This is a genomic window from Bacillus sp. GB_SG_008, from assembly GCF_052038115.1.
GTDB lineage: Bacteria > Bacillota > Bacilli > Bacillales > Bacillaceae_G > Bacillus_A > Bacillus_A rhizoplanae.
In genome coordinates this window covers 185,490-212,415 of the sequence record NZ_JBPZSK010000007.1, presented here as the reverse complement: position 1 = coordinate 212,415, position 26,926 = coordinate 185,490, and the positions used below count along the sequence as shown (strand labels likewise).

Sequence of the window (26,926 nt, the reverse complement as noted above, 5' to 3'; positions counted from 1 at the left end):
GCGAAGTGCAAAAGCTAGAATTGCTGTATGAAGGAAAAGCAAAAAGAATTTATCGTACAGAAACAGCAGATATGGTTTGGGTAGAGTACAAAGATAGTGCTACTGCTTTCAATGGGGAAAAGAAAGCGACGATTTCTGGAAAAGGTCGTCTGAACAATGAGATTACAACTCTTTTATTCAGAAAGTTACAAGAAGTGGGAATCAAATCACACTTTGTTGAGAAAGTATCGGAAACAGAACAAATCGTAAAAAGAGTGAGCATCATTCCATTAGAAGTTGTCACAAGAAATGTAATTGCAGGCAGTCTTTCAAAACGATTAGGAATGGAAGAAGGAACTGCACTTACAACACCGATTGTGGAATTTTACTACAAAGATGATGATTTAGGAGATCCGCTTGTAACAGAAGATCATATTCGTGTGTTAAACGTTGCAACGCCAGAGCAAGTGAGCACATTACGAGAAAAAGCTCTACAGATCAATCAAGTATTGATTGAGCATTTCGCAAACTGTCGTGTAAGATTAATAGATTTTAAACTAGAGTTTGGGGTAACAGAAGAGGGAGAAATTTTATTAGCGGATGAAATTTCACCTGATACATGCCGTTTATGGGATGAAACGAGCAACGAAAAATTTGATAAAGATGTATTCCGCCGCGATCTTGGTAATTTAACAGATGCTTATGAAGAACTTTTAAAACGATTAGGGGGAGCTTCACATGTATAAAGTAAAAGTATATGTCACGTTAAGAGAAAGTGTATTAGATCCACAAGGAACAGCGGTAAAAGGAGCGCTTCATAGTCTTTCATTTACAGAAGTACAAGATGTTCGTATCGGTAAATATATGGAGTTAACAATTGATAAATCAGTTACAGATATTGATGCAATGGTAAAAGAAATGTGCGAGAAATTATTAACGAACGTAGTGATTGAAGATTATCGCTATGAAGTTGAGGAGGTTGTCGCGCAGTGAAATTTGCCGTAATCGTTTTCCCAGGTTCGAACTGTGATGTGGATATGTTTCATGCAATTAAAGATGAGCTTGGCCAAGATGTAGACTACGTTTGGCATGATACAGAAAACTTAGATGAGTACGATGGAATTTTACTACCAGGCGGTTTCTCTTACGGAGATTATCTTCGCTGCGGAGCTATTTCTCGCTTTGCAAACGCAATGAAAGGCGTACAAAAAGCAGCTGAAGCAGGAAAGCCAATTTTAGGTGTATGTAATGGTTTTCAAATTTTAGTAGAGTCTGGATTGCTACCAGGTGCATTAATTCGCAATAAAAACTTAAAATTTATGTGTCGTACTGTTCAGCTACGTGTTGAAAATAATACAACAATGTTCACGTCGCAATATGAGAAAGACGAAGTTATCGATATTCCGATTGCTCATGGTGAAGGAAACTACTACTGTGATGAAGCAACATTGAAACAGTTAGAAGAAAATAATCAAATTGTGTTCCGTTATGTAGAGAATCCAAACGGAAGCGTTTCAGATATTGCAGGGATTGTAAATGAGCAAGGGAATGTACTTGGCATGATGCCGCACCCAGAGCGTGCTGTTGACGAATTGCTTGGAGGAGCAGATGGTCTAAAAGTATTTCAATCTATTTTGAAACATTGGAGGGAAACATATGTCGTTACTGCTTGAGCCAAATCCAACTCAAATTAAAGAAAAACGCATTTATGCAGAAATGGGATTAACCGACGAAGAGTTTGCAATGGTTGAAAAGATTTTAGGCCGTCTTCCAAACTATACAGAAACAGGATTATTCTCTGTTATGTGGTCAGAGCATTGTAGTTATAAAAACTCAAAGCCAGTTCTTCGTAAGTTCCCAACGACTGGTGAACGTGTATTACAAGGTCCTGGTGAAGGTGCTGGTATCGTAGATATCGGTGACAATCAAGCGGTAGTATTTAAAATGGAAAGTCATAACCATCCATCTGCAATTGAGCCGTATCAAGGTGCTGCAACAGGAGTAGGCGGTATTATACGTGATGTGTTTTCTATGGGAGCACGTCCAATTGCTATGTTAAATTCACTTCGCTTCGGTGAGTTACAATCACCGCGCGTGAAATATTTATTTGAAGAAGTTGTAGCAGGTATTGCAGGATACGGTAACTGCATTGGAATTCCAACTGTTGGCGGAGAAGTACAGTTTGATCCATGCTATGAAGGAAATCCACTTGTAAATGCAATGTGTGTTGGTTTAATTAACCATGAAGATATTAAAAAAGGCCAAGCGCACGGTGCTGGTAATACAGTAATGTATGTTGGTGCAGCAACAGGCCGGGACGGTATTCACGGTGCAACGTTTGCGTCAGAAGAACTATCTGAGGATTCCGATGCAAAGCGCCCAGCAGTGCAAGTAGGCGACCCGTTTATGGAGAAGCTTTTAATTGAAGCATGCTTAGAGCTTATCAAATCTGATGCACTTGTCGGTATTCAAGATATGGGAGCAGCAGGCTTAACATCATCTTCTGCAGAGATGGCAAGTAAAGCAGGTATGGGTATTGAAATGTACTTAGATGATGTACCACAACGTGAAACAGGTATGACGCCATATGAGATGATGCTTTCTGAATCACAAGAGCGTATGTTAATCGTCGTGAAAAAAGGTAGAGAGCAAGAGATTGTAGAGTTATTTGAAAAATACGGTCTTGCGGCAGTGACAATGGGAAAAGTAACTGAAGATAAAATGCTTCGTTTATTCCATAAAGGAGAAATGGTTGCGGAAGTGCCAGCTGATGCCTTAGCAGAAGAAGCACCTGTTTATCATAAGCCTTCAAAAGAAGCAGCGTATTTTGCAGAGTTCCAACAAATGAAGATGGAAACACCAAAAGTGGAGAATTATAAAGAAACATTATTATCTCTATTACAACAACCAACGATTGCAAGTAAAGAGTGGGTATATGATCAATATGATTATCAAGTACGCACAAGCACAGTTGTTACACCAGGATCTGATGCAGCGGTTGTTCGTGTACGCGGAACAAATAAAGCATTAGCAATGACAACAGATTGTAACTCTCGCTACATTTACTTAGACCCAGAAATGGGCGGGAAAATTGCTGTAGCAGAAGCAGCTCGTAATATTGTATGTTCTGGCGGTGAGCCGCTTGCAATTACAGATTGCTTAAACTTTGGTAATCCAGAAAAGCCAGAAATTTTCTGGCAAATTGAGAAGTCAGTAGATGGTATGAGCGAAGCATGCCGCACGTTAAGTACACCTGTTATTGGCGGAAACGTATCAATGTACAACGAACGCAGCGGTGAAGCGGTATACCCAACACCAACTGTTGGTATGGTTGGTCTTGTACATGACGTAAAGCATGTAACAACGCAAGAGTTTAAGCAAGCTGGCGATCTTGTTTATGTAATCGGTGAAACGAAAGCTGAGTTTGGTGGTAGTGAGCTACAAAAAATGTTACATGGTAAAATCTTCGGTCAAGCACCAAGCATCGATTTAGAAGTAGAAGAAAAACGCCAAAAGCAATTACTAGCAGCTATTCAAAAAGGTCTTGTACAATCAGCGCATGACGTTGCAGAAGGCGGATTAGCAGTTGCTTTCGCAGAAAGTGCAATGGGTGCAAACGGATTAGGTGCAGATGTGAAATTAGCTGGAGAAGCAACAGCAATGTTATTTGCAGAATCACAATCTCGCTTTGTTGTTACAGTAAAACGTGAGCAAAAAGAAGCGTTTGAAAGTATGATAGATGCACTTTATGTTGGGGAAGTAACAAGTGCAAATCAATTAACAATTCGTAATGAAGAAAACGAAGTATTGCTTACAGCAGATGTTGATGAAATGAGAACGGCTTGGAAAGGGGCTATTCCATGCTTAATGAAATAAAGGGGCTAAATGAAGAATGTGGCGTTTTCGGAATTTGGGGGCATGAAAATGCAGCTCAAGTTACGTATTATGGACTGCATAGCTTGCAGCACCGTGGCCAAGAAGGCGCTGGCATTGTTGTAAATAATGGGGAGAAAATCATTGGTCATAAAGGTCTTGGTTTAATATCAGAAGTGTTTTCACGCGGCGAGTTAGAAGGCTTAAACGGACAATCAGCGATTGGGCATGTTCGTTATGCGACAGCAGGCGGCGCTGAAGTTGCAAATGTTCAACCACTGTTATTTCGCTTCTCAGACCATAGTATGGCATTAGCTCATAACGGTAATTTAATTAACGCAAAAATGCTTCGTCGTGAATTAGAAGCAGAAGGAAGCATCTTTCAAACAAGTTCGGATACAGAAGTATTGCTTCATTTAATTAAGCGTAATACAAAAGGTACATTAATTGAAAGTGTAAAAGATGCACTAAACAAAGTAAAAGGTGCTTTTGCATATTTATTATTAACAGGAAACGAAATGATTGTTGCATTAGATCCAAATGGATTTAGGCCCCTTTCGATTGGAAAGATGGGAGATGCTTACGTTGTAGCATCTGAAACATGTGCATTTGATGTTGTGGGCGCAACGTACATTCGTGATGTAGAGCCTGGGGAAATCATTGTTATTAATGATGAAGGAATACACGCAGATCGCTATACAAATGATGTAGAGCATGCAATTTGTAGTATGGAGTATATTTATTTCGCTCGCCCTGATTCAAACATTGCTGGCGTTAACGTTCATGCGGCACGTAAAAATATGGGAAAATTGTTAGCAAAGGAAGCTCCAGTTGAAGCAGATGTTGTAACAGGTGTACCAGATTCTAGTATTTCGGCAGCAATCGGTTACGCGGAAGCGACAGGAATTCCTTATGAATTAGGGTTAATTAAGAATCGTTACGTTGGACGTACCTTTATTCAACCTTCACAAGAATTACGTGAGCAAGGTGTAAAAATGAAGCTTTCAGCAGTACGTGGTGTTGTTGAAGGGAAACGTGTTGTTATGATTGACGATTCTATTGTGCGCGGTACAACAAGCAAGCGAATTGTTCGTATGCTTCGCGAGGCTGGGGCAACAGAAGTGCATGTAAGAATTGCTTCGCCGCCGCTTAAGTATCCATGCTTCTATGGAATTGACATTCAAACAAGAAAAGAATTAATCGCAGCAAATCATTCAATAGAAGAAATTCGTCAAATCATTGGAGCAGACTCTTTAACGTTTTTAAGTGAAGAGGGCTTAGTCGATGCAATTGGCCGCCCATATGAAGGGAAATATGGCGGTTTATGTATGGCTTACTTTAATGGAGATTATCCAACGGCTCTTTATGATTACGAGCAAGAGCTTTTAGAAAGTATGAAATAAAGTAGAGTAATAAGAAAGTATAGCAGCTTCTACTATACGCTGTGTAGAAGCTTGCTTTTTCTTGAAGCTTTATCATTATAGTTTTACTGTTCGGTAGACGGGAGAAATTCTTTCAGTATAAAAAGACGAGGTGTATAGAAACGATGGCGAATGCATATAAGCAAGCAGGAGTAGATATTGAAGCTGGATATGAAGCGGTATCTCGCATGAAAAAACACGTGCAAACAACGATGAGAAAAGAAGTGCTAGGTGGCCTAGGCGGTTTTGGAGGAATGTTTGATCTTTCAAAATTTGCATTAGAAGAGCCAGTATTAGTATCTGGAACAGATGGTGTAGGAACAAAATTAATGCTCGCTTTCATGATGGACAAGCATGACACAATCGGCATCGATGCAGTTGCAATGTGTGTGAACGATATTGTTGTTCAAGGGGCAGAGCCGCTCTTTTTCCTAGATTATATTGCTTGTGGTAAAGCAGAACCTAGTAAAATTGAAAACATCGTCAAAGGAATTGCAGAAGGATGCCGTCAGGCTGGTTGTTCACTAATCGGCGGGGAAACAGCTGAAATGCCAGGTATGTATTCTGAAGAAGAGTACGATTTAGCTGGTTTTACAGTTGGTATTGTTGATAAAAAGAAAATTGTTACGGGACAATCTATTGAAGCGAATCAAGTATTAATCGGACTTGCTTCTAGTGGAATTCATAGTAATGGTTACTCTCTTGTACGTAAGGTGCTATTAGAAGATGGACAGCTTTCACTTGATCGTACGTATGGTCGTTTAGAACTCCCACTTGGTGAAGAATTATTAACACCAACGAAAATTTATGTCAAACCTATTTTAGAACTATTGAAGAAATATAACGTAAGCGGTATGGCTCACATTACTGGTGGCGGATTTATTGAAAATATTCCACGTATGTTGCCAGACGGTATTGGAGCACAAATTGAACTTGGTTCTTGGACAATTCATCCAATCTTTGATTTACTGCAAGAAGTTGGTCAATTAAATAGAGAAGAAATGTTCAATATTTTTAACATGGGTATTGGTATGGTAGTAGCGGTCAAAGAAGAAGATGCAGAAGGTGCTATCAAACTTTTAGAAGAACAAGGGGAAACAGCTCGTATCATCGGACGTACTGTACAAGGTTCAGGGGTTACATTTAATGGAGGAGTAGTATCATGAACCGAATAGCAATTTTTGCTTCAGGAAGTGGTTCTAACTTTCAAGCACTTGTGGATGCAGTAGAAGACGGAAGATTAGATGCACAGCTTAGTTTACTTGTATGTGATCAGCCTAGTGCACGTGTTGTTGAGCGTGCAAATGATCATCATGTTCCTTGCTTTGCCTTTTCAGCGAAAGATTATGAATCAAAGGAAGCATTTGAACAAGAAATATTAAAGAAATTGCAAGAATCCGAGATTGATTGGATTATTTTAGCAGGATATATGCGTTTAATTGGTCCAACGTTACTAGCTGCTTACGGAGGCAGAATTGTTAACATTCATCCGTCGTTATTGCCAAGTTTTCCTGGAAAAGATGCAGTTGGGCAAGCGATTGAAGCTGGTGTGAAAGTAACAGGAGTAACAATCCATTACGTGGATGCAGGAATGGATACAGGACCAATTATCGCACAGGAAGCGGTAGCAGTTTCTGAAGATGATACACGAGAAAGTTTACAAAAGAAAATTCAACTTGTCGAACATAGATTGTACGTGGATACGGTGAAATCTTTATTACATTCTAAAGTGAAGTCATAAGAGCAGCATTTTAATACAACTAGGGGTGAAGAATAAATGAAAAAGCGTGCATTAGTAAGTGTTTCAAATAAAGCTGGAGTTGTAGAGTTCGTAAAAGGATTACTTGAGCAAGGTATTGAGGTTATTTCAACAGGTGGAACAAAAAAATTACTAGAAGAAAACGGCTTACAAGTCATTGGAATTTCTGAAGTAACAGGTTTTCCAGAAATTATGGACGGACGTGTGAAAACATTACACCCAAACATTCATGGCGGATTGCTTGCAGTACGTGATAATGAAACACATATGTCTCAAATGAATGAGCTTGGCATTCAGCCAATTGACTTTGTTGTTGTAAACTTATATCCATTTAAAGAAACGATTGCAAAGCCAGATGTGACATTTATTGATGCAATTGAAAATATTGATATCGGCGGACCAACAATGATTCGATCTGCTGCAAAAAACCATGAGTTTGTAACAGTTATTGTTGATCCAACAGACTACGATGTTGTATTAGGGGAACTAAAGGGAAGCGGAGAAGTTTCAAAAGAAACAAAACGTAAATTAGCAGCAAAAGTATTCCGTCATACAGCGGCATATGATGCATTAATTTCAAACTATTTAACAGAACAAACAGGAGAAGAAAGCCCTGAAACGTTAACTGTTACGTTTGAGAAAAAACAAGATTTACGTTACGGCGAAAACCCGCATCAAAAAGCAACATTCTATAAAGCGCCATTTGCAGCAGTTTCTTCTGTTGCTTATGCAGAGCAATTACATGGGAAAGAGCTGTCTTACAATAACATTAACGATGCAGATGCAGCTCTTAGTATCGTAAAAGAATTTACAGAGCCAGCAGTTGTAGCGGTAAAACATATGAATCCATGCGGCGTTGGTGTTGGTGCTGATATCCATGAAGCGTATACACGTGCATATGAGGCTGATCCAGTATCAATCTTCGGCGGTATCATTGCAGCAAACCGCGAAATTGATAAAGCTACAGCAGAAAAGCTACATGAAGTTTTCTTAGAAATCATTATCGCACCGTCTTTCTCAAAAGAAGCGTTAGAAGTATTACAAAGTAAGAAAAATTTACGTCTTTTAACAATAGATATTGCAAAAGCAGAAACAGCAAGTAAAAAGCTAACTTCTATCCAAGGTGGTTTACTTGTACAAGAAGAAGATACGTTGTCATTAGATGATGCAACAGTTACAATTCCAACAAAACGTGAGCCAACAGAGCAAGAGTGGAACGATCTGAAATTAGCATGGAAAGTTGTGAAACATGTTAAATCGAATGCGATTGTTCTAGCAAAAGATGAAATGACAATTGGTGTTGGTGCAGGTCAAATGAATCGCGTTGGTGCAGCGAAAATTGCGATGAATCAAGCTGGCGAAAAAGCAAAAGGCAGCGCACTTGCTTCCGATGCATTTTTCCCAATGCCAGATACAGTAGAAGAAGCGGCTAAAGCAGGTATTACAGCAATCATTCAGCCAGGCGGATCTATTCGTGACGAAGATTCAATTAAAAAAGCAGACGAGTACGGCATTGCAATGGTGTTCACTGGAGTACGTCATTTCAAACATTAATTTAGAAACAAAATAGGAGCAGAGAAGCTCCTATTTTGTACTTATCCCGCTTTAACGGGCAGTAAGTCCCCACGCCTCAAGATGAAGAGAAAATCGAGGAAGATAGGTGGGGAATAACTGTCCGTAAAAGCCCGATTGGTTCAACTAACCATCAGTGGGAATGAAATAAGCCCCCCGCTGATGGAAGTTTCACTTTATCTGAATAATGGAGGATGAAATATGAACATTTTAGTAATTGGCCGTGGTGGACGTGAGCATGCATTAGCATGGAAATTTGCACAATCAGAGCAAGTAGAGACTGTATATGTAGCGCCAGGAAATGAAGGAATGAAAGATGTAGCAACGCCCGTAGCTATCGACGAAAATGATTTTGATGCGCTTATTGCTTTTGCAAAAGAAAGTAACATTGGTTTAACGTTTGTTGGCCCGGAAATTCCACTTATGAACGGTATTGTTGATCGCTTTGAAGAGGAAGGGCTTCGCGTTTTTGGTCCGAACAAAGCAGCAGCTGTTATTGAAGGTAGTAAAGCTTTTACGAAAGAGCTTATGAAAAAGTATGATATTCCAACGGCGGCATATGAAACATTTACAGAGTATGAAGCAGCTGTACAATACATTGAAAAAGTTGGCGCACCAATTGTTATTAAAGCAGATGGCCTAGCAGCTGGTAAAGGCGTAACAGTTGCCATGACATTAGAAGAAGCACTGCAGGCTGTAAAAGAAATGCTGCAAGATGTAAAGTTTGGAGAAGCAAGCAAAAAGGTTGTCATTGAAGAATTTTTAGACGGCCAAGAATTTTCACTTATGGCATTTGTAAACGGAGCAACTGTATATCCAATGGTAATTGCACAAGATCATAAACGTGCTTTTGATGGTGATAAAGGACCAAATACAGGCGGAATGGGTGCTTATTCTCCGGTACCACAAATTCCGCAATCAGCAGTAGAACAAGCGATTGAAACTGTTCTACATCCAACAGCTCAAGCAATGATACAAGAAGGACGTTCTTTTACAGGTATTTTATATGCAGGGCTTATTTTAACAAGTGAAGGGCCGAAAGTAATTGAATTCAATGCTCGCTTTGGTGATCCAGAAACAGAAGTAATCTTACCTCGGTTAGAAAGCGATTTAGTTGATGTATGTAATCATGTATTAGATGGAACAGAATTTACTTTAGAGTGGTCTGAAGAAGCAGTAATTGGTGTTGTATTAGCTTCTAAGGGATATCCAGAAGCTTACGAAAAAGGTGCTGTAATTCGAGGACTAGAAACATTGGAAGATGTTATCGTATTTCATGCCGGAACAGATGTTAAAGATGGAGAATTTGTAACTAACGGCGGCCGTGTGTTGTTTGTTGCTTGTAAAGGAAAAGACTTACAAGAGGCAAAGAATAAGGTGTATGGAGAAATCACGAAAATTGAGAGTGATGGTTTATTTTATCGAAGTGATATAGGGTACCGCGCAATTGCGAAAGTGGATTGCTAGAGGGGGGTTCCCCCCTTTTAAATACTGGCTCTGTTAAACGATAATGTTGATAATCGAGCGAGTTTTTTGCCGCGCACTTCTTAAAACGACGAAATAAGGATCCAAAGTGAAAGTACATTTCGCTTTGGATCCTTTATTTTATCCCGCTATGCGCGGGCAGTAAGACCCCCACTGATGGATTATATAATCACGAAAATTTACCAAGCGATTGCATTCAATTAATCTGAATATTACTTTTTATTGTTTGTTATTTTTTTATAAAGTAATATATAGATGTCATTAAATATTTCTAATAAATAGCAGGGGGAATAATTATGAAAAAGATGTTTAAATCATTGACATTTGTCATGATGATAGGATTATTAATGAGTGTATTGGCAGGATGCTCGAATCCCGATGATACTGTACAAGAATTTTTGACAGCTATAAAAAAAGGAAATTATGAAAAAGCAAGTACTTTTGTTTATAAAGGTGATAAGGGCTACGATTTTAGCAAACTAAATAAAACGGAAGACGGCATTGAGGGGAAGGCAGTACTCGATGCAATCGTAAAGAACTATAAATTTGAAGAACCAGAACAAGTATCTAAGAAAGATGATAAGGCAAAGGTTAAAGTAAAAATTACTTCTGTTGATATGGCTGTTGCAACTACAAAGACAATCGGAGAGATCATGCCTATGGCTTTTGCAAGTGCGTTTAGTGAAGACAAAGAACAATCTGATAAGGCAATGGAGCAAATGATGACGACAACTCTTGTTAAGAACTTGTCTGATAAAGATGCGACAATGACGACTCGTGTAGTTACGCTGAACTTAAAGAAAGACAAAGATGGTAACTATAAAATTGTTTCTGATGAAAATTTAGAGGAAGCATTGTTTGCAAATTCAAAATCAATAGATAAAATGTTTGGTACTAAATAATTGTGATGCATAAAATAACAAACAGCCTCCTAATTACTAGGAGGCTGTTTTATAGGTGTTGGGATTTGCACCATGCCCATCAACTTAATAATATCAATTACTCCTAGGTGTAAAAAATGCCATCCATTCTGCATATGTATGGTGACCCTTGTATTATAATTATGTATGTGATGAAACTTATATCTAAAAAGGGGTGCCTCTAATATGTACAAACTCAAAACAACAGAAACCGACAATAGTGTAATTGAGTTTATTGAAAGTGTTGAAAGTCCAAAAAAACGAGAAAGCGCATATCAATTATTAGATATATTTACTGAAACAACGGGCTATACAGCAAAGATGTGGGGACCGAGCATTATCGGATTTGGAACATATCATTATAAATATGCATCTGGTCATGAAGGAGATGCCCCATTAGTAGGCTTTTCCCCACGAAAAGCTAAAATTAGTTTATATTTTGCAACTGGTGACCCTGGGCGAGAAGAACTATTAAAAAACTTTGGAAAATACACGTCTGGAAAATCATGTGTATATATTAATAAAGTAGCAGACATTGATATTAATGTTCTAAAAGCACTAATCAAACAATCTGTAAGTTTTTTGAAAGAGACGTATCCAAATGATTAATGAAATTTTATGCGGATTTTTAAATAGTTCATATTCATTCTTTAGAAAACAGAAAAAAATCTAGTTGAATTAATTCTTACTTAAGCTTAGCTTGATGGCGATGCGACGATGCCCTTAAAAAAAGAAAACGAGCCCTACTTGTTAAAAAGTTAGGACTCGTTTTCTTTTTTTAATTTTCCCTTTTGCTTTGCCATTTCGCGAAGTAAATATTCAATATGAGCATTCACGCTTCGGAATTCGTCGTTTGCCCATTTTTCAATAACTGCGTACAGTTCGGGATCGATTCGTAATGGAAAGCTTTTCTTTTTAGCCATAATTACCGACAACCTCTAATATAGACTTCCTGTATTAATGACCGGCTGTGCTCCTTTATCTGAAACAATGGCAACTAATAAGTTATTAACCATATTTGCTTTTCGCTCGTCATCTAACTCAAGTATACCTTCTTCATCTAGTTTTTGAATAGAATCTTTCGCCATTTGTACGGCACCTTCTACAATTTCTTTTCTTGCGGCTAATACTGCTTTTGCTTGTTGACGTTGAAGCATTGCGTGTGCAATTTCTGTTGCATAAGCTAAGTGCGTTAAACGAGTTTCGAGTACTTCTACCCCTGCAATTTCTAAACGGGCTTCTAATTCTCGTTTTAACTCTTCAGAAATTTCTTCTGAGTTTCCGCGTAGTGTAATGTTGTTTTCATCTTGGAAATTATCATATGGATATTTCGTTGCCACATGACGAATTGCTGTTTCACTTTGAATTTCTACGAATGCATCATAATGTTCAACACCAAAGATTGCTTTTGCAGAATCGACGACTTTGTATACAACAACAGCTGCGATTTCAATTGGGTTTCCATCTACATCATTTACTTTTAATTTCTTACTATTAAAGTTCTCTACACGAAGAGAAACAGTTTGACGAAGTGCAAATGGAACTGTTAAAAATAATCCATTTTCACGAATTGTTCCTAAATAGTTACCGAAAAATGTAATCACTTTTGCTTGGTTTGGCTGGACGATGCCAATGCCACTTGCAAGGATTGCTGCTAATAAAAACGAGATAACGGCAATAGCGAATAATTCATTAATAAGGCTGAATACACCGATACCAATTAAAACTAGAATGACAACTATTCCTAAAAAACCATTTACATGAAATACTTGTTTTTCCTTCATATTTTCGCCTCCCTTGATATAAAAATGATATCACTTTTATATCAGAGTTGACAATAGGATTATATCCTAATTTTTTCAAAAAAATAAAAAAATCACCAAAAACGAACATTAGTTCTTGTTTGTGGTAAAATAAAAGAAACTTAGCCGCCCACTGCAGCAGCTAAGTTTCTTTTAGAGCATCTTGCATAGTGACAAATGATTCAAAGCGGTTTGGACATAAGAGCCTTTTCAAGTGCAGACTCAATTTCCTTATCAGAAGCATCATAACTTCCAGAGCTTGTTTTTTCTTCGTCATGAGAAGTATGATGTGCTTCTTGTTTATTAGATTGTCCATTCTTCATAAGATCCATGCCAGGCATTTTTAAATCCGGGATATTCATAAATTTACCGAGTTTACATGCTGCCACAATAGGACAGAAACGAACGATTCCTTCTGCAATTCTCATTGCTCCGACCCAAAGCATAATTTTGGACCAAATACACCATGGTCTTCTTGCAAGCTTTGCTGTATTGCAGCTAAGCAGAACGAGACCAATGGTAATACGAATAAAGGCATTCATTGTGCCGATGTTTTGCTTGAACAAGACATTCACTTCCTCTTCATCAGCTTTAAAATAGATATATCTATTTCAAGAGTTATTGTTCCTTTCATGCTTTCTCTATATACAATCCAACATTTGACGTAGAAAAAGATGTTGTGTGGAATGTGTGTCAGCACATTATTTTTTGTTATAATGAAAGAATGTGTAAAGGCGATTAGATAAAAAGAAAGGGTGTTTTCATGTACGATATTTCACAGTGGAAACATGTATTTAAGCTTGACCCGAATAAGGAGTTAAGCGACGAACATTTAGAGCTTATTTGTGAGTCAGGAACGGACGCTGTTATTGTAGGTGGAAGTGACGGAATTACAATTGATAATGTATTACACATGCTAGTAAGCATTCGTAGATATGCGGTTCCTTGTGTATTAGAGGTTTCAACGATGGATTCTGTTACACCAGGTTTCGATTTTTATTACATCCCGAGCGTATTAAATAGCCGAAAGATCGAATGGATAACGGGCCTTCACCATGCGGCATTGAAAGAGTTTGGGGATATTATGAACTGGGATGAAATTTTTATGCAGGGATACTGTGTATTAAATCCAGAAGCGAAAGTGGCAAAGTTAACAGAAGCAAACTGTGAGTTATCAGAAGACGATGTGATTGCATATGCACGTATGGCTGACAAACTTCTTCATTTACCAATTTTCTATTTAGAATACAGCGGCACATATGGAGATGTGGAACTCGTAAGAAAAGTGAAAGCTGAGCTGCAAAATGCAACATTATATTACGGCGGCGGAATTGCAAGTGCAGACCAAGCGAAGAAAATGGCACAGTATGCGGATACAGTTGTCGTTGGAAATTTAATTTATGAAGATATAAAGAAAGCTTTAGCAACAGTAAAAGCTGTAAAAGGAGAGTAGGTGACCGAATACATGAGTATAACAGAAAAATTATTAACAGGATTAAATCCGCAGCAGCAAAAAGCTGTACAAACAACGGCGGGACCGCTGTTACTTATGGCAGGTGCAGGTAGTGGTAAGACGCGTGTGTTAACACACCGAATTGCTTATTTACTTGGTGAAAAAGGTGTTGCACCGTGGAATGTATTAGCGATTACGTTTACAAATAAAGCTGCACGTGAAATGCGTGAGCGTATTGACAAGCTTGTTGGTCCAGAAGCAGAGGATATTTGGATTTCAACATTCCACTCCATGTGTGTTCGTATTTTACGACGCGATATTGATCGCATCGGCATTAATCGTAATTTTACGATTTTAGATGCAAGCGACCAATTAACAGTTGTGAAAAAAATTATGAAAGAGCGCAATATTGATCCAAAGAAGTTTGAACCTCGTTCTGTTCTTGCGACAATTAGTAATGCGAAAAATGAATTGTTATCTCCAGAAAAATATGCGAAGAAAATCTCAATTGCAGATCCATACGAAAAGATGACAAGCGATGTGTATACAGAGTATCAAAAGCGTCTTCTCAAAAATAATGCGCTTGATTTTGATGATTTAATTATGACGACTATTCAATTATTTGAGCGTATACCCGAAGTACTGGAGTTTTATCAACGTAAATTCCAATATATTCACGTTGATGAGTATCAAGATACGAACCGTGCTCAGTACATTCTCGTTAATAAATTGGCTACGCGTTTTAAAAACCTTTGCGTAGTCGGTGACTCAGATCAATCAATTTATCGTTGGCGCGGGGCAGATATTGCTAATATCTTGTCGTTTGAAAAAGATTATGAAAATGCACAGGTTATTTTACTGGAGCAAAACTATCGTTCGACGCAAAGTATTTTAAACGCAGCGAATGCTGTTATTGAAAATAATATGAACCGTAAACCGAAGAAGTTATGGACGGATAATCAAGTAGGGAGTAAAATTTCGTATTACCGTGCTGCAACTGAAAAGGATGAGGCTTACTTTGTCGCGAAAAAGATTCGTGATGAAGTGCAAATAGGCAATCGAAAGTACACAGACTTTGCGGTACTGTATCGTACAAATGCTCAGTCTCGTATGGTCGAGGAGATTTTTCTGAAGTCCAATATTCCATATAAAATTGTCGGTGGCATTAAGTTCTACGATCGTAAAGAAATTAAAGATATATTGGCATACTTACGTTTAATTGCGAATCCTGATGATGAAATTAGTTTCGCCCGTATTATTAATGTACCAAAACGCGGTGTTGGAGCAACATCAATTGATAAAATTATTAATTATGGCGTGCAAAATGGTCTTTCGCTGACGGCTGTGTTAGATGAAATTGAACACGTTGGACTAAGTGCAAAAATTACGAAGACAGTAGCCGAATTTGCAAAGCAGCTTCATAATTGGGTGAACATGCAAGAGTATTTATCAGTAACAGAGCTTGTTGAGGAAGTGTTAGAGAAAACAGGTTACCGTGATGCACTGAAGAATGAACGTACATTAGAATCAGAAGGACGCTTAGAAAACTTAGAAGAATTCTTATCTGTTACACAAACGTTTGAATCTCAAAGCGAAGATAAGAGCCTTGTTGCTTTCTTAACTGATTTAGCGCTTGTTGCTGATATTGACCGTGTAGATGAAGATCCAACGGCTGGTGAAGAAGTGATTTTAATGACAATGCACTCTGCAAAAGGATTAGAATTCCCTGTCGTCTTCATTTTAGGACTAGAGGAAGGAATTTTCCCGCATACGCGCTCTTTAATGGAAGAAGATGAAATGCAAGAAGAACGCCGCTTAGCATACGTTGGTATTACACGTGCAGAAGAAGAACTGTACGTAACGAATGCTCAAATGCGAACGATATTTGGTAGAACAAGTATGAATAAAGAGTCACGTTTCATCTCTGAGATTCCTGAGGGTCTCATTGAAACGCTTCATGAAGTGAAACCAAAGCGTGAAAGTTTTAGTACAAAGTCAAAACCTACGACTACAACGACAACTCGTTCACGCTCAGCCTTTGTTCGTCCTGCCGCGAAAACAACAGGCGGTGAGCAAATTGGCTGGTCAGTTGGTGATAAAGCGTCACATCAAAAATGGGGCATTGGTACGGTTGTGAGTGTAAAAGGGGATGGAGATGCAAAAGAATTAGACATTGCGTTTCCAAGTCCAATTGGTATTAAACGATTATTGGCTAAATTTGCACCAGTTACGAAAGTGTAAGAAAGGAATGAGGTTATGCCGAAAGAAGCAGCACAAAAGCGCATTGAAGAGCTGCGTGACATTTTAAATAAGTTTAATTATGAATATCATGTGCTAGATAATCCATCTGTATCTGATGCAGAGTATGATCGTCATATGCAAGAACTTATAAAATTAGAAACAGAGCATCCAGAATTATTTACAGAAGATTCTCCGTCTGTTCGCGTTGGCGGAGAGGTTCTTGATATTTTTGAGAAAGTAACGCATAAATCACCGATGTTAAGTTTAGGAAATGCTTTTAATGAAGGAGATTTACGTGATTTTGATCGCAAGGTACGTCAAGGAATTGACGGACAAAATGTAAGATACGTGTGTGAATTAAAAATTGACGGACTTGCCGTTTCCCTTCATTATGAAAAAGGGCGCTTCATTCAAGGGGCAACTCGTGGTGATGGTATAACGGGTGAGGATATTACACAAAATTTAAAAACAATTAAAGCAATTCCTCTGCGTTTAACAGAAGAAGTGACGCTAGAAGCGCGCGGTGAAGCGTACATGCCAAAACGTTCATTTGTTAAGTTAAATGAAGAAAAAGAACAGAACGGAGAAGCTGTCTTTGCGAATCCACGTAATGCAGCAGCGGGTTCATTGCGTCAGCTTGATCCAAAAATTGCAGCAAAGCGTAATTTATCTTTATTTGTATATGGACTTACTGATTTAGAAGGAAAGACAATTACATCGCATAGTGAATCGTTAAACCTGTTAGGGGAGCTGGGTTTTAAAACAAACCCTAATCGCCAAGTTTGCGAAACAATCGATGAGGTCATTCATTATGTACAAGATTGGCAAGAAAAACGTCCACATCTTGATTATGAAATTGATGGTATCGTTATTAAAGTAGACGATGTGTCACTTCAAGAAAGCTTAGGAACAACAGCAAAAAGTCCAAGATGGGCAATTGCATATAAATTCCCGGCGGAAGAAGTTGTTACGAAGCTGACGGGCATTGAACTAAGTGTTGGGCGTACAGGTGTGGTAACCCCAACTGCTGAATTAGAACCAGTTCGCGTTGCAGGAACGATTGTCCGTAGGGCTTCTTTACACAACGAAGATTTAATTCGTGAAAAAGATATTCGCATTGGCGACTATGTTGTTGTAAAGAAAGCTGGAGACATTATTCCTGAAGTTGTAAATGTGATTGTAGACCGCCGCACAGGTGAAGAAGAAGAGTTTCATATGCCAACGCATTGCCCAGCATGTGAGAGTGAACTTGTTCGTTTAGAAGAAGAGGTTGCGCTTCGTTGTATTAATCCAGCATGCCCAGCACAAATTCGGGAAGGATTAATTCACTTCGTATCACGTAATGCGATGAATATCGATGGGTTAGGTGAACGTGTAATTACCCAGTTATTTGACGCAAATTATATTCGTACGTTTGCAGATTTGTATACATTAACGAAAGAACAGCTATTACAACTAGAACGTTTTGGAGAAAAATCTGCTTCAAATCTAGTACAAGCAATTGAAACGTCAAAAGACAATTCATTAGAGCGATTACTGTTCGGCCTTGGTATTCGCCACGTTGGAGCCAAAGCTGCTCGCACATTAGCGGAACATTATGAAACGATGGATCACATAGTGAAAGCTACAGAAGAAGAGCTGACGACCATTAATGAGATTGGTGAAAAAATGGCGCAATCTATCGTTACGTATTTTGATAATGAAGATGTACAAGAGTTATTACAACAATTTAAGTCATATGGCGTAAATATGACTTATAAAGGGATAAAACGAACAGATTTAGAAAACATTGAATCTTATTTTGCAGGGAAAATAGTTGTTTTAACTGGTAAACTAGAAGTGATGGGACGCAGTGAAGCGAAAAAGAAAATTGAAGAACTTGGCGGGAAAGTCACAGGTAGTGTGAGCAAAAGTACAGATTTAGTCATTGCAGGAGAAGCCGCTGGCTCTAAGCTAGCACAAGCACAAAAACATAACGTTGAGATTTGGGATGAAGCGAGGTTCTTACAAGAGCTCAATAATTAAGAGGTGCAAAGTTACCATGAAAAAAGTTATATTAGCAGTGTTAAGCCTTGGGTTACTTCTCAGTGGATGTAGCACTGATTTGAAAAAAGAAGATAAAGTTGTAGAAAAATCCGGGGATTCGAAAGATAAAGCGATTCTTCCGAAATACTCTATTTCAGATGATTATTATAAAACAGCAGTTCCGTTTAAATCAGGTTCAGCACATGGGTTAGCTGTACAAGGATTAAATAGCCGTTTAGATGTTGATGAATTTGAAACAGGATTAATGCGCATTGCGAAAGAATCATATGATACGAAAGATTATTTCTATCAGGAAGGAAAGTATTTAGATAAAGATACGATACAAGCGCTATTGGGCAGGAAACGTACACCAGAGCAACAAGCTAATTTAGAAAAAGTATCGAAGAAGAAGCTGCCAAATGGATTGAATCCGGAGTTACCGGCAGGAGAATCGGAAACATTACAAGCAAAAAATGAAAAGAGTCCAATTTATTTAGCGCAAATTTTAGAACAAGATTATTTAAAAACAAAAAGTAACAACGAAGCAGAGTTAAGCGGAGTTGTAATTGGTCTTGCGATGAATTCTGTTAATTATTATACAGAAGAACATGGTTATCCGCGTGAAAATAAAATCTCTGACGAAGAATTGCTAAAACAGGGTAAGGAAATGGCCCAAGAAATTTTACCGATTTTGAAACAGAAAGATGAATTGAAAAATGTCCCAATTACATTTGCGATTTATCGACAAGAATCTAAATCTTCACTTGTACCAGGATCATATTTATCATATACAACAGTTGATAAAGGCAGTGACAAAGTAGAAGATTGGAAAGCAATAGATGAAAAATATTATTTGTTCCCTTCGAATGAAGCAGACACGAATTATCGTGACGATGCAACAATTGTAAAGAACTTTAATGCTAAACTAGCGACTTATTTTGACGGAAACTATACTGCGGTTGTTGGCAGAGGATTCTATAAAGATGGTCAATTAAAAGAAATGAAGCTTGAGATTCCAGTTCAGTTTAATGGAAAAGCGGAAATCATTGGATTTACACAATTTGTAGCTGGGGCTGTTATGGAGTATTTTCCTAACTATGTTAAAGTGCAAGTAACGATTAAGTCGGTAGAACGCCCAGAAGCAATTATTATTCGTGACGTAAAGCAAGATAAACCGTTTGTCCAAATTTTAGATTAAGAGAAAGTCGTTCCTTATTATAGGAACGGCTTTTTTTATTGCATTATTTGCGAGCATTTAGCCCGCTATTCGCAGGCAGTAAGCCCCCCACCTCAAGAGTGAGAGAAGCGAAGAAGATAGGTGGGAGCTAAACTGCCCGTAAAAGCCTGAGTGGTTCAAATAATAATCAGTGGGGAATAAAGCCCCCCCCACTGATTAAAGTTTCACTTTATATTAGAAATTTTGTTATAATTTTTAATGTTGTTAATAAAAAAGGGGATCGAGGGAAAGGACAGATGGAAGATTTAAGTTTGCAAGTCATTATACTACTTATTGCTTTTGGATTTTTAGCAGCATTTATCGACTCTGTGGTTGGAGGAGGAGGTTTAATTTCGCTTCCAGCACTTATGTTTATTGGGTTGCCGCCGGCTTCGGCTATCGCTACAAATAAATTAGCAGCAACAATGGGATCATTTACGAGTACGCTTTATTTTATTCGTTCTAAAAAAGTAGATTTTCGCATTGTAGGAAAACTAATTCCGTTCACAATTGTTGGGGCAGTTGCAGGGGCATTTGTTGTAAAGTACATCCCACCGGATGTTTTGCGACCTCTTGTGTTAGTTATGCTTGTGTTAATTGCGATTTATATTATTCTAAAAAAAGATTGGGGTAGTGTAGCTACCCATAAGAAAATGACGAAAGGAAAAACATTTTTATTTTATTTCGTTATTTTAATGCTTGGATTTTATGACGGTTTTTTTGGACCGGGCACAGGTTCATTTTTAATTTTTGCATTTTTATTAATTGGGATGGATTTTATCGGTGCAGCGGCATCTGGTCGAGTGTTAAATTTTGTTAGCAATATTGTATCATTGATTACATTTTTATTTTTAGGTGCAATTCAGTTTAAATATGGTTTAATTATGGGTTTATCAATGATTGCAGGGGCATATCTCGGTTCAAGATTTGCTGTTCGAAAGGGCGTAGGATATATACGAATTTTATTTTTGACAGTAACGATTTTGTTAATTGGGAAAAACTTTTGGGAATACGTTCATATTTTATAACATGATGCATATGCATCATGTTGTTTTTTTATTTATTATATTTAAAAAATTAAATAATTTTTTAAATATAAGTCTAAGAATATTTGAACAAATCGAAATTATCGTGTAGAATAATGTTGTATTATGTAAACGCTTTTTTCTAAGGGGAGGCTAAAATAATGGTAGTAGCATACAAACATGAGCCATTTACAGATTTTACAGTAGAGGCAAATAAAGTAGCATTTGAAGAAGGTTTAAAGAAAGTAGAATCTTATCTTGGACAAGACTATCCATTAATTATTGGGGGAGAAAAGGTCACTACAGACGATAAAATCGTTTCTGTGAATCCTGCAAATAAAGAAGAAGTCGTTGGCCGCGTTTCAAAAGCAAGTCGTGAATTAGCAGAAAAAGCAATGCAAGTAGCGGATGAAACATTCCAAACTTGGAGAAAAACGAAACCAGAAATGCGCGCAGATATTTTATTCCGTGCAGCTGCAATCGTTCGCCGCAGAAAACATGAGTTTTCCGCAATTCTTGTGAAAGAAGCAGGTAAACCGTGGAATGAGGCAGATGCTGATACAGCAGAAGCAATCGACTTCATGGAGTATTATGGTCGTCAAATGTTGAAATTAAAAGACGGCATTCCAGTAGAAAGCCGTGCAATTGAATATAACCGTTTCTCTTACATTCCATTAGGAGTAGGTGTTATCATTTCTCCTTGGAACTTCCCATTTGCAATCATGGCAGGTATGACAACAGCTGCATTAGTGTCTGGTAACACTGTATTATTAAAACCAGCTAGTACAACACCTGTAGTAGCTGCGAAGTTTATGGAAGTATTAGAAGAAGCTGGCTTACCAGCAGGCGTAGTAAACTTCATTCCTGGTAGCGGATCTGAAGTTGGAGATTACTTAGTTGATCATCCTCGTACACGCTTCATCAGCTTCACTGGATCACGCGATGTTGGTATTCGTATTTACGAACGCGCAGCAAAAGTAAATCCAGGACAAATTTGGTTAAAACGTGTTATCGCTGAAATGGGCGGTAAAGATACAATCGTTGTTGATAAAGAAGCAGATCTTGAATTAGCAGCAAAATCTATCGTTGCATCTGCATTTGGTTTCTCAGGACAAAAATGTTCTGCATGTTCTCGTGCGGTAATCCATGAAGATGTATACGATCACGTATTAAACCGTGCAATTGAATTAACAAATGAATTAACAGTAGGAAACCCAGCTGAACAAGGCATAAACATGGGACCAGTTAACGACCAAGCTGCATTCGATAAAGTAATGAGCTATGTTGCTATTGGTAAAGAAGAAGGTAAACTTGTAGCGGGTGGCGAAGGTGATGATTCTAAAGGTTGGTTCATTAAGCCAACAATCATTGCTGACGTTGCAGAAGATGCTCGTCTAATGAAAGAAGAAATCTTCGGACCAGTTGTAGCATTCTGCAAAGCAAAAGACTTTGATCATGCACTTGCAATTGCGAACAATACAGAATACGGTTTAACAGGAGCAGTTGTTTCTAACAACCGTGAACATATTGAAAAAGCACGTGAAGACTTCCATGTTGGTAACTTATACTTCAACCGTGGATGTACTGGTGCAATCGTAGGTTACCAACCATTCGGTGGCTTTAACATGTCTGGTACAGACTCTAAAGCTGGTGGACCTGACTATATAGCATTACACATGCAAGCAAAAACTACTTCTGAAACTCTATAAGAAGTATAGGAAAGACCTTCTCGAAAATCGAGAAGGTCTTTTTGCGTATTAAATAGAATGATTTTGAAGAAGTGGACATTTTTCTTGTATTTTTGCCATAAATAAATCGGGGTCTTTTGGTAATGATATGAGCGCTATATCATAATTGCTATAAGTAATTTCTAATCGCTTAAACGTCCAGGCGGGAGCGGAAAGTAAGTTGTATGTATATCTGATGTTAGTTATTTCGTGAAGTGGAATCATAATTTTGACAAAGCCAAATACAGCAACGAGATGTGTATTCGTAATCTCGTGATAAGAATGAAATAATGCCCATAGAAGCATAAGTACAATAGGTAAAAAGATAATACCTATTATAATAGAACCTACATCAGCTTTTTCCATAAAAAAGAGAATAAAAGGTATTGGACATAATGCAATAATGAGTAGAGAAGGCAGTGGATTTCGTTGAATTGAAAATTTCATGAACTTCCCCCTTTTTATGATTTTACCTTATTTTGGATCAATTTCGTTTAATTCGACCAAAATACATAAAATTCCTAGAAAATTGTATTCATTCGTCATATTTCTCTGTATAAATTTTATAAATTTCCTGTATAATACAATTTGAAGGAAAATCTATGATTAGACAAGAAGACACCGCTTTCAGTTTGCTCGCTGAAGGCGGTGTTTCTTTTTTTATACATCTTGATAGGAATATAGAGTTACTGATGGAAGCGTAAGAGAAATGAAACGATATAAAGAAAATCAAAAGGATTTTTCGCGCTGTAAAAACTCTTCGGTGCTGATTATCTCAGCATACACTTCGTTTAAGGAAGCTAGAATTGTATTGTGAATATATGCAGCTGGAATGGAAACGTTTTTAAAGATTAAGTCTTTCGTTGCACACGCGTCATGTATTACTGTACATGTAAAGCCAAAATCAAAGGCAGCTCGTACTGTAGCATCAATGCACATATGTGTCATCATGCCGCATATAACAACGTGTTCGATTTGTAAATCCTGTAATTCTTGTAATAATGAAGTTTCTCGAAAACTATTTGGATAATGCTTCAATATGACTGTTTCTTGCTGCAAAGGACGAACATTCTTATGGATGTGTACACCTTCTGTATTTGGAAGAAAAAATGTTGCATTTTCGCGAGTGGAAACATGTTGGATATGAAAAATAGGCTGATTTGTTTCACGGAAATATTGAAGTATGCGTTTTGCATATTCACTTGCTTCGCTAGCATTTCGCAGTTCCATCTTTCCGTTTGGAAAATAATCATTTTGGATGTCGACGAGTAAAAGAGCAGTTTTCATTTCAGTTACAGCCTCCAGTTTCGATTTTGTATTCGTTTAATTATTCCATTAGCTTAGTGAGTTTTCCTTTTTGAAAAATGTGAGATAAAGAAATTTACATGAAATTAAAATTGAAAAGTTTAAGTAGAAAAGACCAGGAATTTTCCTGGTCTTTTCTATACAGTTATTCAATTGTCACACGTTTTAAAGACGTTTCCGCAGGTTGTTTCTGCTCTTGTATATAGGAAGTTAACTCTTCATGAAACATGTTCAGCACCTCGTTTGCTCGCTGATGGAGCGGGGCAGGTAATCTGTTTATAACGTATCCTCCAATTTCTAGCTTCGTCCGAATCATTTTCCGCAATAAATCCTCATGCATGAACGGCACCTCCAAATCGAATGTTGAGTACATCACCTTCAAATTTTGCTCCTTGAATGGACAAATGTGTTAATGTTTTTGGCAATGTAATGTTTCGTTTTACGGAACCAGCACGAATAATAAGTTCATCGCCTTTTTGATTTAAAGAGAGTTCACTTTTATCTGAGAATGGGATGGAAAGAACAAAGATATATTCATCACCATTTTTTGTGACATATTGCGTCCGTCCGTTGAATTTCACGGCAGTTGGATCAGAATCATTTTTAAATAAAGCATCGCCAACACGCTCTAACATAGGTAAACCAACTACTTCCTGTTCAAACATTGGTGCTTCATAAATAGGAAGCGGCTGAAAACTATCTTGAATCAATGCTTTATATTTCTTTTGTGTATCTTTCCAGGCCTGAAAATAAGAGTCTGTGACAGTGTCAGGAATGACGCGATTAATCATGATGGCATCGACATTGTAGTCATATAAGTTTAAATACGTAAAGCTTCGCTGAGCTTCTTTAATAACCATTTTTTCCGGATTTACAACAACACGAATACTTGTTATTTCTCGGTTGGATAAAATATCTCTCATTTCACCGAGCTGTTCGAGAGTATGTGTTAATTCGTCCATGGCATCATCGGTAGGAAGGGGGAATCTAAGAAGCGGCTGTGCGACAGGACGTACAACTTTTAATACTTTACGTTTAATTGGAAAGAGTTTTTCCATCCACCAGCCGAGCATATCAGGGAAACTTAGCATAGCTAATGTTTCACCGGTTGGGGCACAATCAATAATGATGACATCATATGTTTTTTGTTTATAGTAATCTAATACACGTAGTAAGCTAATTAAATCTTCCATACCTGGGAACATAGTAAGTTCCTCTGTAGTAATATCGTCAGCTGCTTTTGATGTAAATAGCAATGTAATATATTTTTGCAGTTTACCCCAGCCTTTTTCCATTTCGTAGATTGTATTAATTTCTTGTGCCCATAGATTTTCACGGATTTCTTGTGGCTCTGAGGACAGTTTCATACCAAATGAATCTCCTAAACTATGAGCAGGGTCAGTACTCATGACTAACGTTTTTAAACCTTGTTTTGCACTTTGCATTGCTGTTGCTGCTGAAATACTTGTTTTCCCTACGCCGCCTTTACCTGTGTATAAAATAATTCTCATCATTCATATCCCCTTTGTTTCGGTAGTCGAATATTACGAGGGTCGAAATATATCTTTGAATAAAAACCCGCAGAGGGGTCTATTCAATCGGAATGTTTTTGATCTTAGGTGAAGTAAGCTTTTCTTCTGTTTTTTGTTGTGATGTAGCAATGTGATTCATTATTTTTTGGAAGATTTGTAGTAAAAATGCTTTTTCTTCTTCTGATAGTGCTTCCGTTACAAGGTTAAAATAATGAGCAGCATTTTGTTTTACTTCTTCTACAAGTTGTATGCCAGCTTCTGTTAAACGAATCAATACAATACGACGATCACTTTCATTGCGGTAGCGCTCAATATACCCTTTTTTTACGAGACGATTGACTACACCTGTCGTTGTACTCATTGGAATATCGAGAAGTTCCGTAATTTTACTCATCGTAATGTCTGTATTTCGCTCCATCCATAGCAGACAGAATACTTCTGTTTTTGAAAGTGATAAATCAATGCTTACCCATTCTTCTGGATAGAAAAGCTTCTTGGCGTTATTGAGCAGTAAATCTAAAAAATGTTCGTATTGCAGCAATTATTTCCACTCCCGTATATTTCGAGGTTCGTAATATTTATTTTCATTCTATGTTTAACTTCAATAAATGTCAAATGATTATTTTTAACTTTTCAGGCTATATCCATTTTTTTCTTTATAAAGAATTATATGTATGCTAGAGTAATACAAAAGATAGGGTATTTTACATGAGATTTCATAGTATGAATGATGGTATACCCATCTAATAATAGATTAAGTAATGATAAGGGGGAGAAGAACAATGAAAAGGAGAAACACACAGGCTTTCACATTTTTAGCATGGACTTCTTTTGTTTGTGCGCTTTCTGGAATGCTCATAGGGATTTACACATTAGATGAACCACTCAGTGTAAAAGGATACTACTTAATAGGTACATTATTTCTAACAATGTCATGTTTTGTACTGCAAAAAACAATTCGTGATAATGAAGAAGATAATGAACACATTCCGAAAAAAGAACCGATTGAGAAATAATAAAGTGAAACTTCCATGAGTGGAGAGTTTTTTCATCCCCCACTGATGGGAATCCCACCCAATTGGGATTTTTCGGGCAGTTTAGCTCCCGCCGAACTTTGGGGCACAGCTATTATTGCCTGTTAATACGGGGTAAAATGACATGGAAGGCAAAAGCCTTTCTTTTTTTATGCAAAAATGCTGTAAGTCCCATGTGTTCACTTGCTTGAACTACTGAAAATTTGGTATCATCAATAGTATTGTAGATTGTACGATATATTATGGAGGTGGCCTAGCCGTGTCAAGAATTTCCGTTGAGAATGTAAAGCACGTTGCACATTTAGCGCGTCTTGCAATTACAGATCAAGAAGCAGAAAAATTTCAAAAACAACTCGATGCAATTGTTACATTTGCTGAGCAGTTAAATGAATTAGATACAACAAACGTAAAACCAACAACACACGTACTAGATATGAAGAATATTATGCGTGAAGATGTACCTGAAAAAGGTTTACCAGTTGAAGAAGTATTAAAAAATGCACCGGATCACAAAGAGAATCAAATCCGTGTTCCAGCAGTATTAGAATAGAGGAGGG

At 37.6% G+C, this 26,926-nt stretch carries 27 protein-coding genes; 19 read left to right on the top strand and 8 right to left on the bottom strand.

Annotated elements, in window-relative coordinates; all coding sequences use genetic code 11:
• The first annotated feature begins 5 nt into the window (after positions 1–5).
• The 11 genes from purC (at position 6) to ACTDJC_RS18325 (ending at position 11,618) form a co-directional block, all read left to right on the top strand.
• Positions 6–725 carry a phosphoribosylaminoimidazolesuccinocarboxamide synthase gene (gene purC / locus ACTDJC_RS18375; protein WP_429712554.1) on the top strand — a complete coding sequence of 240 codons (720 nt, stop codon included), beginning with the start codon at positions 6–8 and terminating at the stop codon, positions 723–725.
• The gene (gene purS, locus ACTDJC_RS18370) at positions 718–972 is read left to right on the top strand and encodes a phosphoribosylformylglycinamidine synthase subunit PurS (protein WP_098309204.1); all 255 of its coding nucleotides are present in this window, start codon (positions 718–720) and stop codon (positions 970–972) included. Before purC ends, purS begins: the two co-directional genes overlap by 8 nt.
• Entirely contained in the window at positions 969–1,652 is a 684-nt protein-coding gene (gene purQ / locus ACTDJC_RS18365; protein ID WP_098309203.1) for a phosphoribosylformylglycinamidine synthase subunit PurQ, read from the top strand. Before purS ends, purQ begins: the two co-directional genes overlap by 4 nt.
• The gene (gene purL / locus ACTDJC_RS18360; RefSeq protein WP_429712552.1) at positions 1,636–3,855 is read left to right on the top strand and encodes a phosphoribosylformylglycinamidine synthase II; all 2,220 of its coding nucleotides are present in this window, start codon (positions 1,636–1,638) and stop codon (positions 3,853–3,855) included. The genes purQ and purL overlap by 17 nt, the downstream gene beginning before the upstream one ends.
• Positions 3,840–5,255, top strand: coding sequence for an amidophosphoribosyltransferase (gene purF / locus ACTDJC_RS18355; protein ID WP_440604295.1), 1,416 nt, complete (start codon positions 3,840–3,842; stop codon positions 5,253–5,255). Before purL ends, purF begins: the two co-directional genes overlap by 16 nt.
• A gap of 143 nt (positions 5,256–5,398) precedes the next feature.
• The gene (purM, locus tag ACTDJC_RS18350; protein ID WP_098309200.1) at positions 5,399–6,439 is read left to right on the top strand and encodes a phosphoribosylformylglycinamidine cyclo-ligase; all 1,041 of its coding nucleotides are present in this window, start codon (positions 5,399–5,401) and stop codon (positions 6,437–6,439) included.
• Complete coding sequence (gene purN / locus ACTDJC_RS18345; protein ID WP_440604294.1) at positions 6,436–7,014, top strand: phosphoribosylglycinamide formyltransferase; 579 nt, start codon at positions 6,436–6,438, stop codon at positions 7,012–7,014. Before purM ends, purN begins: the two co-directional genes overlap by 4 nt.
• Positions 7,015–7,050: 36 nt before the next feature.
• Positions 7,051–8,586: a bifunctional phosphoribosylaminoimidazolecarboxamide formyltransferase/IMP cyclohydrolase gene (gene purH / locus ACTDJC_RS18340; RefSeq protein WP_429717334.1), complete on the top strand. Its 1,536-nt coding sequence runs from the start codon at positions 7,051–7,053 to the stop codon at positions 8,584–8,586.
• Positions 8,587–8,805: 219 nt separating this feature from the next.
• Positions 8,806–10,071 carry a phosphoribosylamine--glycine ligase gene (gene purD / locus ACTDJC_RS18335; protein WP_440604293.1) on the top strand — a complete coding sequence of 422 codons (1,266 nt, stop codon included), beginning with the start codon at positions 8,806–8,808 and terminating at the stop codon, positions 10,069–10,071.
• Positions 10,072–10,385: 314 nt separating this feature from the next.
• The gene (locus ACTDJC_RS18330) at positions 10,386–10,991 is read left to right on the top strand and encodes a hypothetical protein (protein ID WP_440604292.1); all 606 of its coding nucleotides are present in this window, start codon (positions 10,386–10,388) and stop codon (positions 10,989–10,991) included.
• Between the two features lie 204 nt (positions 10,992–11,195).
• Positions 11,196–11,618, top strand: coding sequence for a DUF1801 domain-containing protein (locus ACTDJC_RS18325; protein WP_440604291.1), 423 nt, complete (start codon positions 11,196–11,198; stop codon positions 11,616–11,618).
• Between the two features lie 149 nt (positions 11,619–11,767).
• On the opposite strand, the gene ACTDJC_RS18320 is transcribed toward ACTDJC_RS18325, so the two are convergent.
• From ACTDJC_RS18320 to ACTDJC_RS18310, 3 genes are all read right to left on the bottom strand, one after another.
• On the bottom strand, positions 11,768–11,932 hold the full coding sequence (locus ACTDJC_RS18320) for a toxin-antitoxin system HicB family antitoxin (RefSeq protein ID WP_440604290.1): 165 nt from the start codon (positions 11,930–11,932) through the stop codon (positions 11,768–11,770).
• A 15-nt stretch (positions 11,933–11,947) separates the two neighbouring features.
• Complete coding sequence (locus ACTDJC_RS18315) at positions 11,948–12,793, bottom strand: SPFH domain-containing protein (protein WP_253628428.1); 846 nt, start codon at positions 12,791–12,793, stop codon at positions 11,948–11,950.
• A gap of 200 nt (positions 12,794–12,993) precedes the next feature.
• On the bottom strand, positions 12,994–13,377 hold the full coding sequence (locus ACTDJC_RS18310) for a YgaP family membrane protein (RefSeq protein ID WP_429717350.1): 384 nt from the start codon (positions 13,375–13,377) through the stop codon (positions 12,994–12,996).
• Between the two features lie 197 nt (positions 13,378–13,574).
• Here ACTDJC_RS18310 and ACTDJC_RS18305 point away from each other — a divergent pair, with 197 nt between their 5' ends.
• The 6 genes from ACTDJC_RS18305 (at position 13,575) to pruA (ending at position 22,480) form a co-directional block, all read left to right on the top strand.
• Positions 13,575–14,264: a heptaprenylglyceryl phosphate synthase gene (locus ACTDJC_RS18305; protein WP_440604289.1), complete on the top strand. Its 690-nt coding sequence runs from the start codon at positions 13,575–13,577 to the stop codon at positions 14,262–14,264.
• Positions 14,265–16,505: a DNA helicase PcrA gene (gene pcrA / locus ACTDJC_RS18300; RefSeq protein ID WP_440604288.1), complete on the top strand. Its 2,241-nt coding sequence runs from the start codon at positions 14,265–14,267 to the stop codon at positions 16,503–16,505.
• A 15-nt stretch (positions 16,506–16,520) separates the two neighbouring features.
• Entirely contained in the window at positions 16,521–18,530 is a 2,010-nt protein-coding gene (gene ligA / locus ACTDJC_RS18295) for an NAD-dependent DNA ligase LigA (RefSeq protein WP_440604287.1), read from the top strand.
• A gap of 16 nt (positions 18,531–18,546) precedes the next feature.
• Positions 18,547–19,728 (top strand): CamS family sex pheromone protein, encoded by a 1,182-nt coding sequence (locus tag ACTDJC_RS18290; protein WP_440604286.1) that lies wholly within the window; start codon positions 18,547–18,549, stop codon positions 19,726–19,728.
• 275 nt (positions 19,729–20,003) lie between these two features.
• Entirely contained in the window at positions 20,004–20,774 is a 771-nt protein-coding gene (locus tag ACTDJC_RS18285; RefSeq protein WP_098309187.1) for a TSUP family transporter, read from the top strand.
• Between the two features lie 158 nt (positions 20,775–20,932).
• Positions 20,933–22,480, top strand: a complete 1,548-nt coding sequence (gene pruA, locus ACTDJC_RS18280) for an L-glutamate gamma-semialdehyde dehydrogenase (protein ID WP_440604285.1) — start codon at positions 20,933–20,935, stop codon at positions 22,478–22,480.
• Between the two features lie 48 nt (positions 22,481–22,528).
• On the opposite strand, the gene ACTDJC_RS18275 is transcribed toward pruA, so the two are convergent.
• The 5 genes from ACTDJC_RS18275 to ACTDJC_RS18255 form a co-directional block, all read right to left on the bottom strand.
• A complete protein-coding gene (locus ACTDJC_RS18275; protein ID WP_440604284.1) occupies positions 22,529–22,945 on the bottom strand; it encodes a PH domain-containing protein in 417 nt (138 codons plus the stop codon).
• A 282-nt stretch (positions 22,946–23,227) separates the two neighbouring features.
• A complete protein-coding gene (locus ACTDJC_RS18270; protein ID WP_253628435.1) occupies positions 23,228–23,785 on the bottom strand; it encodes a cysteine hydrolase family protein in 558 nt (185 codons plus the stop codon).
• A 163-nt stretch (positions 23,786–23,948) separates the two neighbouring features.
• Positions 23,949–24,143, bottom strand: a complete 195-nt coding sequence (locus ACTDJC_RS18265) for a DUF3926 domain-containing protein (protein WP_377880523.1) — start codon at positions 24,141–24,143, stop codon at positions 23,949–23,951.
• The gene (locus ACTDJC_RS18260) at positions 24,136–25,317 is read right to left on the bottom strand and encodes an ArsA family ATPase (protein WP_440604283.1); all 1,182 of its coding nucleotides are present in this window, start codon (positions 25,315–25,317) and stop codon (positions 24,136–24,138) included. Before ACTDJC_RS18260 ends, ACTDJC_RS18265 begins: the two co-directional genes overlap by 8 nt.
• Before the next feature lie 76 nt (positions 25,318–25,393).
• The gene (locus tag ACTDJC_RS18255; protein ID WP_253628438.1) at positions 25,394–25,876 is read right to left on the bottom strand and encodes a MarR family winged helix-turn-helix transcriptional regulator; all 483 of its coding nucleotides are present in this window, start codon (positions 25,874–25,876) and stop codon (positions 25,394–25,396) included.
• A gap of 241 nt (positions 25,877–26,117) precedes the next feature.
• Between ACTDJC_RS18255 and ACTDJC_RS18250 the strand changes: the two genes are divergently transcribed.
• Both ACTDJC_RS18250 and gatC read left to right on the top strand, forming a co-directional pair.
• Complete coding sequence (locus tag ACTDJC_RS18250) at positions 26,118–26,351, top strand: YiaA/YiaB family inner membrane protein (RefSeq protein ID WP_253628439.1); 234 nt, start codon at positions 26,118–26,120, stop codon at positions 26,349–26,351.
• Positions 26,352–26,628: 277 nt separating this feature from the next.
• On the top strand, positions 26,629–26,919 hold the full coding sequence (gatC, locus tag ACTDJC_RS18245) for an Asp-tRNA(Asn)/Glu-tRNA(Gln) amidotransferase subunit GatC (RefSeq protein ID WP_020062440.1): 291 nt from the start codon (positions 26,629–26,631) through the stop codon (positions 26,917–26,919).
• Positions 26,920–26,926 lie beyond the last annotated feature (7 nt).